We start from the raw sequence: 13200 nt of genomic DNA, 5'->3' as shown, positions 1-13200 counted from the left end.
AGCGAGCGGTGCCGTCGCGTGCGTCTTCCCATCCGGACTTTGACCGTCGGTCCAGGAGTTCCACCTGGTCAACCGGTCACTGGCTGTGACCGGGTCGCGGACTGTTACCGCCGGTTCGGAGTTTCACCGACCCCAGAGCACGCGAGCTGTTGCTCGTTCACCACGAGACTATCGCACCGCGCCCCCGCGGACGTACGACGCACGTCACAGCTGCCCCGCCGGTCAGCGCCGACGGCGCTTCTCCCGCACCCGGACGCTGATCCGGATCGGCGAGCCCTCGAACCCGAACTCCTCGCGCAGCCGGCGCTCGATGAACCGGCGGTAGCCGGCCTCGATGAAGCCGGTGGCGAAGATGACGAACCGGGGCGGCCGGGTGGAGGCCTGGGTGGCGAACAGGATGCGGGGCTGCTTGCCCCCGCGCACCGGGTGCGGGTGCGCCGAGACCAGCTCGCCGAGGAACCCGTTCAGGCGCCCGGTCGGGATCCGGGTGTCCCAGGACGCGAGCGACGTCTCCAGCGCCCGGACCAGCCGGTCGGTGTGCCAGCCGGTGCGTGCCGAGACGTTGACCCGCGGCGCCCACGTGACCTGCACGAGCTCCTTGTCGATCTCCCGCTCGAGGAAGTGCCGGCGGTCGTCGTCCATCAGGTCCCACTTGTTGTAGGCGATGACCAGCGCACGGCCGGCGTCGACCGTCTGGGAGATGACCCGCAGGTCCTGCTCGGTGAGCGGCGTCGAGGAGTCGATGAGGACGACGGCGATCTCGGCCTTCTCGATGGCGGCCTGGGTGCGCAGCGACGCGTAGAAGTCGGCCCCGCGGGTCTGGTGCACCCGCCGACGGATGCCCGCGGTGTCGACGAACCAGTACGGGATGCCCTTGATCTCGACCAGCTCGTCCACCGGGTCACGGGTCGTCCCCGCGGTCTCGTCCACGACGACGCGCTCGGCGCCGGCCAGCTTGTTGAGCAGCGAGGACTTGCCGACGTTCGGGCGCCCCACCAGGGCGACCCGGCGCGGGCCCTCGGGACGCAGCTCGCCGCGGGCGGACTCGTCCGGCAGCACCTCCAGGACGGCGTCGAGCATCTCGCCCAGACCCCGACCGTGCAGGGCCGAGACCGGCATCGGCTCGCCGAGACCCAGCGACCAGAGGTAGGCGGCGTCGGCCTCGCCGGACGGCCCGTCGACCTTGTTGGCGCACAGGATCACGGGCTTGCCCGAGCGGCGCAGCAGCTCCACGACGCGCTCGTCGGTGGCCGTGGCACCCACCTGGGCGTCCACGACGAAGACGACCGCGTCGGCGAGGTCGATGGCGACCTCGGCCTGCTCGGCCACCTTGGACTCCATGCCCGCGACGTCGACCTCCCAGCCGCCGGTGTCCACCAGCGTGAAGTCCTTGCCCGCCCACTCGGCGGCATAGGTCACGCGGTCGCGGGTGACCCCGGGCGTGTCCTCGACGACCGCTTCGCGGCGACCCAGGATCCGGTTGACGAGGGTGGACTTGCCGACGTTCGGCCGGCCGACGACGGCCAGCACCGGCAGCGGCGCCTCGGCCGGTGCGGCCTCGAGGTCCTCCCACCCGGTCTCCAGCAGCTCGCGGTCGGCCTCGTCGAGCTCGAAGTCCTCGAGACCGGCGCGCAGCGCGCGCTCGCGGGCCTCGTCGTCGTCGAAGGGGGTGACGAGGGCTCCGTGGTCCTCGACCAGGACCTCGGCGGTGTCGACCGGCGCGTCCGTGGTGTCGACGGAGTCGGCGGGCAGGGGCTCGGGACCGTCGGCGGGAGTGCTCATGCCTGCCATTGTCCCAGGCGCTCGACGGCCGTGAGGACCGCGGCGACGGTCTGGTCCAGGTCCAGCTCGCTGGAGTCCACCGTCACCACGCCGTCGGCGGCGGTGAGGAACTGGCTCACGGTCGAGTCGTCGCGGTCGCGGCGCAGCACCTGGTCGCGCGTGGCGTCGACGGCCGCGGCGTCGGCGGCTCCGTGCACCTCCAGGGAACGCCGACGCAGCCGGGCCTCCTCGCTGGCCGTCAGCAGGATGCGCGCGTCGGCGTCCGGGGCCACGACGGTGGTGATGTCGCGCCCCTCGGCGACGATGCCGCGGCCGCCGGAGAACCCGTCGGTCGCCTCGACGTCGATGATGGCCCGCTGACGGCGCTTCATCTCGGCGCGGACCTCGAGGTTGGTCGCGACCTGCGACACGGCCGAGGACACCTCGGTGGTGCGGATCGCGGCGGCGACGTCGTCGCCGTCCAGCACGACGCCGGGGGCGGCCGGGTCGACGCCCATCTCCAGCGGCATGTCGCGCACGGCCCGGGCCACGGCGTCGGCGTCGGTGAGGGCGACGTCGGTGCGCACGCACCACAGGGTGGCGGCCCGGTACATGGCGCCGGTGTCGAGGTAGGCCAGGCCGAGGCGGCTCGCGACGGCCTTGGAGACGCTGGACTTGCCGGAACCGGACGGGCCGTCGACGGCGATGGTGACCACAGGTGTTCGCTCTCTTGTCGGGGGACGGGGCAGATCGTTCGGGGGTGGACTCAGAGGTCCACGGCACGCATCAGGGTGCCGAGCTCGGTGCGGCCCAGCACGCGCGTGCGGCCGGCCTTGAGGTCGCCGAGCGTGATCGGGCCGATCCGGGTGCGCACGAGCCGGGTGACCGGGAAGCCGATCGCGTCGAACATCCGGCGCACGATCCGGTTGCGACCCTCGTGCAGGACCACCTCGATCATGGTGCGGCCGGGCACGGAGTCCACGACCCGGACCTTGTCCATGCGGGCCGGGCCGTCGTCGAGCTCCACGCCGGCCGTCAGCTCCTTGGCGTGGCGCGGGTAGAACTCGGCGCCCTCGACCGTGACGAGGTAGGTCTTCGGGATCTCGTAGCTCGGGTGCGACAGCCGGTTGCCGAGCTCGCCGTCGTTGGTCAGCAGAAGCAGGCCCTCGGAGTCGGCGTCCAGGCGGCCCACGTGGAAGAGTCGCTCCGGGCGGTCCTGCACGAGCTCGGCCACGGTGGGCCGGCCCTCGGGGTCGCTCATCGAGGACAGCATGCCGAGCGGCTTGTTGACGGCCACGGTGATCTTGGACTCGTCGAGCTGGACGCGCAGGCCGTCGACGTGCACGACCGCGGTGGCCGGGTCGACGCGCACGCCGAGCTCGGCCACGACCTGGCCGTCGACCTCGACCCGCCCCTGGGCGATGAGCTGCTCGCAGGCGCGTCGTGAGCCGACGCCGGCCTGGGCGAGGACCTTCTGCAGCCGGACGCCGTCGGGCACGTGGACGTCGACGGGCGGGTTCGCGGGGGCGTGTCGGCGTGAGGAGCGGCGGCTCCCGCCGCGGCGTGAGGTGGGCATGGCCCCTATTGTCGCAGGACGCCGGAGCGGGGCCGACCTCAGTCGAGGCCGAGGCCCTCCAGACCGCCGAGCGCCTCCACGCCGGGCAGGTGCGGCGCCAGCGGCGGCAGCTCGTCGAGCGAGGTCCAGCCCATCCGGTCCAGGAACTCCCCGGTGGTGCCGAACAGCACCGCGCCGGTGGTCGGGTCCTGCCCGACCTCCGCCACCAGGTTGCGTGCCAGCAGGGTGCGCACCACCCCGTCGACGTTCACCCCGCGCACCGCCGAGACCTGGCCCCGGGTGACGGGCTGCCGGTAGGCCACGACGGCGAGGGTCTCCAGGGCGGCCTGGCTCAGCCGGGAGGACTGGCCCTCGAGCACGAACCGCGCGACGACGTCGGTCAGGTCGCGATGGGAGTAGATGCGCCAGCCCTCGGCCCCGCGGCGCAGCTCGAAACCCCGCGGCCGGGCCCCGTCGGCCCCCTGGTACTCCTCGGCGAGCGCCGCCAGCGCCGCGTGCACCTCGACCGTGGGACGGGCGACGGCCGCGGCGAGACGTTCGGCGGGGACCGGCGACTCGGCGACCATGAGGATCGCCTCCAGGGCGGCGGGCAGACCCCCGGGCAGGTCGTCGACGTCGACCGGTGCCGGACTGTCTCCCGACGCCGCCGGGCCCGGGGCGACCGCTGTCCCTGCGGTCGCGGGGACGTGCTCGCTCATGCTGCTCCTTCCACGGCGCCGTCGAACTCCTCGACGTCGCCCACGTCGTCGTCGGCCCCGCCGGTCCACCGCACGGTCAGCTCTCCCAGGGCGGTGACCTGCTCGAAGCCCACCTGGCCGCTGCGGAACAGCTCCAGCAGCGCCAGGAAACGCGCCACGACCACGAGGCGTTCCGCCCCCGTGGTCAGGGCGCGGAACGTCGCCGTCCCCTCGCGCCGCAGCTGGTCGGCGACCAGGAGCGCCTCCTCGCGCACGCTCACGGCGGCGCCGTGCAGATGGCTCAGGCCCACCACCGGCGGGACCTTGGGTTCGAGCGCCCGCGCGGCGAGCTCGGCCAGCCGGTCGCCGTCGAGGGTCCACACGAGGTCGGGGAGCATCGCGGTCAGGTGCTCCTCCATCGGGACCGACCGGGGCACGCGGCGCCCGGTGTCGGCGAGGCGGTCGGCGAACACGGCCGAGATCTCCTTGTACGCCCGGTACTGCAGGAGACGGGCGAACAGCAGGTCGCGGGCCTCCAGCAGCTCGAGGTCCTCGGCGTCCTCCTCGACGACACCGGGCAGCAGCCGGGCCGCCTTGAGGTCCAGCAGCGTGGCCGCCACGACGAGGAACTCGCTCGCCGCCCCCAGGTCCCACGAGGGGTGCTGCTCGCCGCGGTCGGCGGCGTCGCGGGCGGCGGACTCGGCGGCGCGCAGGTGGGCGACGAAGTCGTCCGTCACCTCCGCCAGCGCCACCTCGGTCAGGTCCAGCTCACGGGCGTTGATCAGGGACAGCAGCAGGTCGAACGGCCCGTCGAAGTTGTCGAGGTGGACCTCGAACGCCCCGGCGCGGGCCTGTCCCGCAGGTGCCTCCGCCGGGGTCCGCTCAGGTGGCGCTGCCACGAGCGACGAGCTCACGGGCCAGGTGCCGGTAGGCCGCCGCCCCGGCGTGGGACGGCGCGTGCGAGGTGATGGGCTCGGCGGCCACCGAGGCGTCGGGGAACTTCACGGTCCGCCCGATGACGGTGTGCAGCAGCGTGTCTCCGAACGCCTCGTGGACCCGCTGGACGACCTCGCGCGAGTGCAGGGTGCGCGCGTCGAACATGGTGGCGAGGATGCCGTCCACGGCGAGGTCCGGGTTGAGCCGGTCGCGCACCTTGTCGATGGTCTCCACGAGCAGGGCGACTCCCCGCAGCGCGAAGAACTCGCACTCCAGCGGGATGAGGACGCCGTCGGCGGCGGTCAGCGCGTTGACGGTGAGCAGGCCCAGGGAGGGCTGGCAGTCGATGAGCACGACGTCGTAGACGTCCAGCGCCGGGCGCAGCGCGCGGGAGAGGACGGACTCGCGCGCGACCTCGCCGACGAGCTGGACCTCGGCGGCGGACAGGTCGATGTTCGCGGGCACGACGTCGAGCCCCTCGATCGCCGTCGGACGCACCACGTCCTCGAGCGTGACGTCACGTTCCATGACGAGGTTGTAGACGCTGAGCTCCAGCTCGTGCGGGCTGACACCCACGCCGACGGACGCGGCGCCCTGCGGGTCGAAGTCCACCAGGAGCACCTTGCGGCCGTACTCGGCGAGCGTGGCTCCGAGGTTGATGGTCGTGGTCGTCTTGCCCACGCCGCCCTTCTGGTTGCACATCGCGACGATCCGGGCCGGACCGTGCGAGTCCCGTGGTGCGGGGACGGGGAACTCGGGCAGCGGGCGGCCGACGACGTCCGTGGGCGGACCGTCCTCGTTCGCCGCGGTACCCGGGATCCCGGGCAGGGTGTTCTCGGCGGTCGCCGGCTGCGTCATCGTCTCACTCCCCCGGGTGCCTCGGTCACGTTGTCACGCTACACCGCGCCAGGGGCCGGGACCGGGCGCTCGCGCGGCGCGCCGCGCGGAACCACGGGGGCACGGCCGGTCACCCGAGCGCCCGCGGGTGGGCCGCGGCGTAGACCTCGCGCAGCGCCTCCGGGGTGACCATCGTGTAGATCTGCGTCGTGGTGACCGAGGCGTGCCCGAGCAGCTCCTGCACCACCCGCACGTCCGCTCCCCCGGCCAGCAGGTGGGTGGCGAAGGAGTGCCGCAGGGTGTGCGGCGACACGTGCTCGGCGATCCCGGCCCGGTCCGCGGCGCGCTGCAGCACGGCCCACGCGCTCTGCCTCGAGAGCCGGGTGCCGCGGGCGTTGAGGAACAGCGCCGGGGTGCTCCGGCCGCGCACGGACCCCGCCTCGACCAGTGCCGGCCGGGCACGGACCAGGTAGGCGTCGATCGCGTCGCGGGCGTACGACCCGACGGGCACGACGCGCTCCTTGCCGCCCTTGCCGAACAGACGCACGGCGTCCTCGGTCCCGACGTCGTCGACGTCGAGCCCGACCACCTCGCTGATGCGCCCTCCGGTGGAGTACAGCAGCTCCAGCAGCGCCCGGTCCCGCAGACCGGTGGCCCCGTCGCCCGCCGAGGCCGCGGCCAGGAGGCGTGCCACGGCGTCGACGCTCAGGGCGTGCGGCAGGCGACGCGTCTTGGTGGGCGCCGCGACGTCGGCGCTCGGGTCCGTGTCGGCGTCGCCCTCGGCGAGGGCGAACCGGTGCCAGCCCCGCAGCGCCGCCAGGGCCCGCGCCGTGGAGGACGCCGACAGGGGACGCCCGCCGTCGTCCCCCGCCCGCACGGCGTCGAGATAGGCCTCCACGTCCGCCTCGGTGACCTCGGCCGGTGCGGTCCGGCCGCGGACGCCGAGGAAGTCCGCGTACCGGGTCAGGTCCCGGCGGTAGGCCTCCACGGTGTTGGTGGACAGCCCGCGTTCGACCCGGAGGTGGGCGAGGTAGTCGCGCAGCCCCGACTCGAGGGCGGCGGGCAGGTCCGTGGGCGTCGAGGTCACCCGGCCATCATGCCCCCGGGCAACGGTCGTCGAGCGGCAGCCCGGGCAGCGCGTCGAGCACCCGGTCGAGGCGCTCGTCGGGCGCCGGCGGTCAGAACGGCAGGAAGACGTCGACCGCGACGGCCACGAAGAGCAGGGTCAGGTAGGTGATGGAGGCGTGGAACACCTTCATCGCCCCGGGGCCGTTGCGGGTCCGGCCCTGGGCCTTGCGCAGCATGGCGACCGTCAACCAGAGGAACCATCCGCCCAGCCCGACCGCGACCACGGTGTACACCCAGGTCATCCCGGCCAGTGGCACGAGCGCCAGCGAGGAGAGGATCATCGCGATCGTGTGACCGAGCATCTCGCCGGCGACCCGGCGGTCGGTGGCCACGACGGGGAGCATCGGCACCCCGGCGGTGGCGTAGTCCTGCTTGAACTTCACCGACAGCGGCCAGTAGTGCGGGGGCGTCCAGAAGAAGATGACGCCGAACAGCGCCACGGCCGCCCAGCTGAGCCCGCCGGTGACGGCCGCCCAGCCGATGAACACCGGCATGCATCCGGCGATGCCTCCCCACACGATGTTCTGCGGGGTGCGGCGCTTGAGGATCATCGTGTAGCCGACGACGTAGATCGCGATCGCCGCGAAGGTCAGCCAGGCGGCGGCGACGTTGACGAGCCAGGCGAACCAGACCAGGGCCACCACGCCGAGCGCCGTGGCGAAGATCAGCGCGTTGCGCGGGCGGATCTCCCCCGTGACGAGCGGACGCCGCTTGGTGCGGTTCATCATCTCGTCGATGTCGCGGTCGAGGTAGCAGTTGAACGCGTTGGCCGAGCCGGCCGCGAGCGCCCCGCCGACCAGCGTCGCCACGACGAGCCAGAGGTCGGGCAGGCCGCCCTCGGCGAGGATCATGGTGGGCACCGTGGTCACGAGCAGCAGCTCGATGATGCGGGGCTTGGTCAGGGCGACGTAGGCGCCCACCCGGTCACGCCAGCCGGCCGAGCGCCGCGTGGCCGACCCGTGCACGGCAGCGCGTGTCGGGGTCGACGAGGAGTCCGTCGGGCGGCTGATGGTGCTCACGCGCGCAGTGTTCCGTTCGCGAGGGTGTTCCGGGCGGTCCCATCGTACGCGCCACGCGAAGGTCGGTCGCCCCCGCGGGGCGCGGGTGACCTGTGAGATTCCTCCGGCCGCGCGGTACGTGTCGCCGGGGCGCTCACATGGTGGGACGGTCGGCGGCGCCGAACGCGGCCCCCGGCACTCCCCGCTAGTGTGGAGACGCACAACGCAGGGCATCGGTGCCGTCGTGCGCACCGGGTCGACCGCTGCGCACGGCGCCAGGCCCCCGCCTCCTGATGGGTGGAGCCGCCGCGCCCGGCACCGGTACAGCAGAGCAACCCGGGGCAGCGCCTCGGGCAGGAAAGAGGCATTCGTGAACGCGTTCGATCCCGCACCGGCCCCCCTCGAGTGGAACGACCTGGACGAGCGGGCCGTCAAGTCCATCAAGGCTCTCGCCGCCGACGCCGTGGAGAAGTGCGGCAGCGGTCACCCCGGCACAGCCATGTCGCTGGCCCCGGCCGCGTACCTGCTGTTCCAGAAGACGATGCGGCACGACCCCACCGACCCGACCTGGGTGGGCCGCGACCGGTTCGTGCTCTCGGCCGGGCACTCGTCGCTCACGCTGTACCTGCAGCTGTTCCTGGCCGGGTACGGCATGGAGATGGACGACCTCGCCGCGCTGCGCACGTTCAACTCCCAGACCCCGGGCCACCCCGAGTACGGCCACACCCCGGGGGTGGAGATCACCACCGGCCCGCTGGGCCAGGGTCTCGCCTCCGCCGTCGGCATGGCCTACGCCTCGCGCCGCGAGCGGGCGCTGCTCGACCCCGAGGCCGCCCCCGGCACCTCGCCCTTCGACCACCACGTGTACGTCATCGCCTCCGACGGCGACCTGCAGGAGGGTGTCACCTCCGAGGCCTCGTCGCTGGCCGGCACCCAGCAGCTCGGCAACCTCGTGGTGATCTGGGACGACAACAAGATCTCGATCGAGGACGACACCGAGATCGCGTTCACCGAGGACGTGCTGGCCCGCTACGCGGCCTACGGCTGGCACACGCAGCGCGTGGACTGGACCGACGGCGGCACCGGCTACGCCGAGGACACCGACGCGCTGGCCGCCGCCCTGGACGCCGCGAAGAACGAGACCGGCAAGCCGTCGATCATCGCGCTGCGCACGATCATCGGCTGGCCCTCCCCCACGAAGCAGAACACCGGCGGGATCCACGGCTCCGCGCTCGGCGCCGAGGAGGTCGCAGGCCTGAAGAAGGCGCTGGGCCTCGACCCCGAGGCGACCTTCACCATCGACGACGACGTGCTCAAGCACACCCGGTCCGTCGCCGAGCGCCACAGCTCCGGCCGGGCCGCGTGGGACACCGCGTTCGAGGCCTGGAAGACCGCCAACCCCTCGGGGGCCGAGCTGCTGGAGCGGCTCAGCGCCCGCGAGCTGCCCGCCGGCTGGACGGACGCCCTGCCCGAGTTCGAGGCCTCGGAGAAGGGCGTCGCCACCCGCGCCGCCTCCGGCAAGGTGCTGTCGGCGCTGGCCGACGTGCTGCCCGAGCTGTGGGGCGGGTCCGCCGACCTCGCCGGCTCCAACAACACCACGATGGACGGCGAGCCGTCCTTCATCCCGTTCGAGCACGCGACGAAGAAGTTCCCGGGCAACCCGCAGGGCCGCACGCTGCACTTCGGCATCCGCGAGCACGCCATGGGCGCGATCCTCAACGGGATCGTGCTGCACGGCCTGACGCGCCCCTACGGCGGGACGTTCCTGCAGTTCTCGGACTACATGCGGGCCGCGGTGCGCCTGTCCGCGCTCATGGAGATCCCCTCGACGTTCGTGTGGACCCACGACTCCATCGGTCTGGGCGAGGACGGCCCCACCCACCAGCCCGTCGAGCACCTCGCCGCCCTGCGCGCCATCCCGGGCCTGGACGTCGTCCGCCCGGCGGACGCGAACGAGACCTCCTGGGCCTGGCGAGGCATCCTCGAGAACACCTCGAACCCGGCCGGACTGGTGCTCACCCGGCAGGGCGTGCCGACCTTCCCGCGGGGCGAGGACGGCTTCGCGGCGGCCGAGGGCACGCTCCGCGGCGGCTACACGCTCCTGGACACCGACGGCACGCCGGACGTGATCCTCGTGGGCACCGGGTCGGAGGTCCAGCTCGCCGTCGAGGCGCGCGAGCAGCTCGCCGCCGACGGGATCGCCGCCCGCGTGGTGTCGATGCCGAGCCTCGAGTGGTTCGACCGTCAGGACGCCGAGTACCGCGAGTCGGTGCTGCCCTCCGCGGTCCGGGCCCGGGTCTCGGTGGAGGCCGGCATCGCGCTGAGCTGGCGCGGGATCGTCGGCGACGCCGGCCGGTCCGTCTCGCTCGAGCACTACGGCGCGTCCGCGGACTACCAGACGCTCTACCGCGAGTTCGGCATCACGGCCGACGCCGTGGCCACGGCCGCGCGCGAGTCGCTCGCCGCCGTCCGCGGCGAGTGAACCCACCGACGGCGGTGGTCGGCGCGCGCCGACCACCGCCGTCGGTCACGATGAGAGCTGCGACAGCGACACGACCGAGGAGAAGCACGTGCCCGAGACGAACCGACCCACCGAACGACTCTCCACCGCCGGGGTCTCGATCTGGCTCGACGACCTGTCGCGCGAGCGGCTCGACACCGGCAACCTCGCCGGGCTCGTCGACTCCCACGACGTGGTCGGTGTGACGACCAACCCGACGATCTTCGCCGGCGCGCTGTCCGAGGGCGACGCCTACGACGCTGCCCTCGCCGACCTCGCGGGCACCGACGTCGAGGCCGCCGTCGAGCGGATCACGACCGACGACGTGCGCGCCGCCGCCGACGTGCTGCGGGGCGTCTACGACCGCACCGGCACGGTCGACGGCCGGGTCTCGATCGAGGTGGACCCCCGCCTGGCGCGGGACACCGCCGCGACGGTCGACACGGCGAAGCGGCTGTGGCGCACGGTCGACCGTCCCAACGTGATGATCAAGATCCCCGCCACCGTCGAGGGGCTGCCGGCCATCACCGAGACCCTCGCCGCCGGGATCAGCGTCAACGTCACCCTCATCTTCTCCATCGAGCGCTACCGCGCCGTCATGGACGCCTTCCTCGCCGGGCTGGAGCAGGCCCGCGAGAACGGTCACGACCTGTCGGTCATCGGCTCGGTCGCCTCGTTCTTCGTCTCCCGGGTCGACTCCGCGGTCGACGACGCCCTGGAGAAGGTCGGCACCGACGAGGCGCGGGCGCTGCAGGGCACCGCCGCGATCGCCAACGCCCGCCTCGCCTACGCCGCCTACCAGGAGGTCTTCGAGGCGGACTCCACCGGCCGGTGGACGGCGCTGCGCCAGGCCGGCGCCCACCCCCAGCGACCGCTGTGGGCCTCGACCGGGGTGAAGAACCCCGACTACCCGGACACCCTCTACGTCACCGAGCTCGTGGCGCCCGGCGTGGTGAACACCATGCCGCAGGCGACCCTCGACGCCGTGGCGGACCACGGCGAGATCCCGGAGGACACGGTCACCGGGACCGCGGACGCAGCCGCCGCGACGATCGCCGCCATCGAGGCCCAGGGCGTCTCCATGGACGAGGTGACCGCGCAGCTGGAGGCCGAGGGCGTGACCAAGTTCGAGAAGAGCTGGGACGAGCTGCTCACCACCACCAAGACCGGACTGGACGCGGCGGGCTCCTGAACCCGTCGCGCCCGCACCGCACCATCGGCCCACGAGAGGGACGGGACACCGTGAGACCCGCCAAGATCACCGCTGAGCACAACCCGCTGCGCGATCCGCTCGACCTCAGACTTCCCCGGATCGCCGGCCCCTGCGGCCTCGTGATCTTCGGCGTCACGGGCGACCTGTCGCGCAAGAAGCTCATGCCGGCCGTGTACGACCTCGCCAACCGGGGCCTGCTGCCGCCCGGCTTCGCGCTGACCGGGTTCGCCCGCCGCGACTGGGAGGACGAGGACTTCGCCCAGATCGTGCACGACGCCGTCAAGGAGCACGCCCGCACGCCGTTCCGCGAGGACACCTGGCGACAGCTCTCCGAGGGCATCCGGTTCGTGCAGGGCAGCTTCGACGACCCCGCCGCGTTCGAGGAGCTGCGCCGGACGGTCGAGTCGCTCGACGCCGAACGGGGTACCGGCGGCAACCACGCGTTCTACCTGTCGGTCCCGCCCAGCGCGTTCCCCCTCGTGTGCGAGCAGCTGTCCCGGTCCGGGCTGTCCGAGTCCGCCGAGGACGCGTGGCGTCGGGTGGTGATCGAGAAGCCGTTCGGTCACGACCTGGCCTCCGCCCAGGAGCTCGAGTCGGTCGTCTCCCAGGTGTTCGAGCAGGAGTCGGTGTTCCGCATCGACCACTATCTCGGCAAGGAGACGGTCCAGAACATCCTGGCGCTGCGGTTCGCCAACCAGCTCTTCGAGCCGCTGTGGAGCTCCAACTACGTCGACCACGTGCAGATCACGATGGCCGAGGACATCGGCATCGGCGGCCGGGCCGGCTACTACGACGGGGTCGGCGCGGCCCGCGACGTCATCCAGAACCACCTGCTGCAGCTCCTCGCCCTGGTGGCCATGGAGGAGCCGGTGAACTTCGACGCGGGGGCGCTGCGGGCCGAGAAGATCAAGGCCCTGTCCTCGGTCCGGCTGCCGCAGGACCTGTCCCAGCACACCGCCCGGGGCCAGTACGCCTCCGCCTGGCAGGGCGGGGAGAAGGTCCGCGGGTTCCTCGAGGAGGAGGGGTTCAACCCCGAGTCCACGACCGAGACCTACGCGGCGGTCCGTCTCGACATCGACAACCGCCGGTGGGCCGGCGTGCCGTTCTACCTGCGCACCGGCAAGCGTCTCGGCCGCCGGGTGACCGAGGTCGCGGTGGTGTTCAAGAAGGCGCCGCACCTGCCGTTCGAGTCCTCGCTGACCTCGGACCTGGGGTCCAACGCGCTCGTGATCCGCGTCCAGCCCGACGAGGGCGTGACCCTCCGGTTCGGCGCGAAGGTGCCCGGCACGGCCATGGAGGTCCGCGACGTCACGATGGACTTCGGCTACGGCCACGCCTTCACCGAGTCCTCCCCCGAGGCCTACGAGCGACTCATCCTCGACGTCCTCCTCGGGGACCCGCCGCTGTTCCCCACCCGCGAGGAGGTCGAGCTCTCCTGGAAGATCCTCGACCCGGTGATCGAGCACTGGGCGGGCCAGGGCAAGCCCGACACCTACCCCGCCGGGTCGTGGGGGCCGCCGTCGGCCGACGCCATGATGGCCCGCGACGGGCGCACGTGGCGTCGACCCTGACCT

Annotated in this window: 11 protein-coding genes and 1 riboswitch; of the genes, 3 read left to right on the top strand and 8 right to left on the bottom strand. The window is 72.9% G+C overall.

Annotated elements, in window-relative coordinates; all coding sequences use genetic code 11:
• Positions 1-14: 14 nt before the first annotated feature.
• Positions 15-145: riboswitch (FMN riboswitch) on the bottom strand.
• A gap of 77 nt (positions 146-222) precedes the next feature.
• The 8 genes from der to HLI28_RS01405 form a co-directional block, all read right to left on the bottom strand.
• Positions 223-1782, bottom strand: a complete 1560-nt coding sequence (gene der / locus HLI28_RS01440; protein ID WP_171245713.1) for a ribosome biogenesis GTPase Der — start codon at positions 1780-1782, stop codon at positions 223-225.
• Entirely contained in the window at positions 1779-2477 is a 699-nt protein-coding gene (gene cmk, locus HLI28_RS01435) for a (d)CMP kinase (protein ID WP_171245712.1), read from the bottom strand. Before cmk ends, der begins: the two co-directional genes overlap by 4 nt.
• 50 nt (positions 2478-2527) lie before the next feature.
• Complete coding sequence (locus HLI28_RS01430) at positions 2528-3337, bottom strand: pseudouridine synthase (protein WP_171245711.1); 810 nt, start codon at positions 3335-3337, stop codon at positions 2528-2530.
• 38 nt (positions 3338-3375) lie between these two features.
• Positions 3376-4035, bottom strand: a complete 660-nt coding sequence (gene scpB / locus HLI28_RS01425; protein WP_171245710.1) for an SMC-Scp complex subunit ScpB — start codon at positions 4033-4035, stop codon at positions 3376-3378.
• Entirely contained in the window at positions 4032-4913 is an 882-nt protein-coding gene (locus HLI28_RS01420; RefSeq protein ID WP_305066607.1) for a segregation and condensation protein A, read from the bottom strand. The genes scpB and HLI28_RS01420 overlap by 4 nt, the downstream gene beginning before the upstream one ends.
• Positions 4897-5808 carry a ParA family protein gene (locus HLI28_RS01415; protein WP_171245708.1) on the bottom strand — a complete coding sequence of 304 codons (912 nt, stop codon included), beginning with the start codon at positions 5806-5808 and terminating at the stop codon, positions 4897-4899. Before HLI28_RS01415 ends, HLI28_RS01420 begins: the two co-directional genes overlap by 17 nt.
• Before the next feature lie 109 nt (positions 5809-5917).
• The gene (gene xerD / locus HLI28_RS01410; RefSeq protein WP_171245707.1) at positions 5918-6874 is read right to left on the bottom strand and encodes a site-specific tyrosine recombinase XerD; all 957 of its coding nucleotides are present in this window, start codon (positions 6872-6874) and stop codon (positions 5918-5920) included.
• Between the two features lie 91 nt (positions 6875-6965).
• Positions 6966-7880 (bottom strand): heme o synthase, encoded by a 915-nt coding sequence (locus HLI28_RS01405; protein ID WP_304604451.1) that lies wholly within the window; start codon positions 7878-7880, stop codon positions 6966-6968.
• Positions 7881-8283: 403 nt separating this feature from the next.
• Here HLI28_RS01405 and tkt point away from each other — a divergent pair, with 403 nt between their 5' ends.
• From tkt to zwf, 3 genes are all read left to right on the top strand, one after another.
• Positions 8284-10395, top strand: coding sequence for a transketolase (tkt, locus tag HLI28_RS01400; RefSeq protein ID WP_171245706.1), 2112 nt, complete (start codon positions 8284-8286; stop codon positions 10393-10395).
• 88 nt (positions 10396-10483) lie between these two features.
• Positions 10484-11605: a transaldolase gene (gene tal / locus HLI28_RS01395; protein ID WP_171245705.1), complete on the top strand. Its 1122-nt coding sequence runs from the start codon at positions 10484-10486 to the stop codon at positions 11603-11605.
• 50 nt (positions 11606-11655) lie between these two features.
• Entirely contained in the window at positions 11656-13197 is a 1542-nt protein-coding gene (zwf, locus tag HLI28_RS01390) for a glucose-6-phosphate dehydrogenase (RefSeq protein WP_171245704.1), read from the top strand.
• The last annotated feature ends 3 nt before the right edge of the window (positions 13198-13200 follow it).

The sequence above is a fragment of the Isoptericola sediminis genome (genome assembly GCF_013085345.1).
Classification (GTDB): Bacteria; Actinomycetota; Actinomycetes; order Actinomycetales; family Cellulomonadaceae; genus Isoptericola; species Isoptericola sediminis.
This window is presented reverse-complemented; position numbering and strand designations above follow the sequence as displayed.

What these genes read in the sequence shown, in the direction of transcription:
- der (WP_171245713.1), bottom strand. Translation starts at nt 1,782, where the DNA reads ATGAGCACTCCCGCCGACGGTCCCGAGCCCCTGCCCGCCGACTCCGTC.
- HLI28_RS01430 (WP_171245711.1), bottom strand. Translation starts at nt 3,337, where the DNA reads ATGCCCACCTCACGCCGCGGCGGGAGCCGCCGCTCCTCACGCCGACAC.
- scpB (WP_171245710.1), bottom strand. Translation starts at nt 4,035, where the DNA reads ATGAGCGAGCACGTCCCCGCGACCGCAGGGACAGCGGTCGCCCCGGGC.
- HLI28_RS01415 (WP_171245708.1), bottom strand. Translation starts at nt 5,808, where the DNA reads ATGACGCAGCCGGCGACCGCCGAGAACACCCTGCCCGGGATCCCGGGT.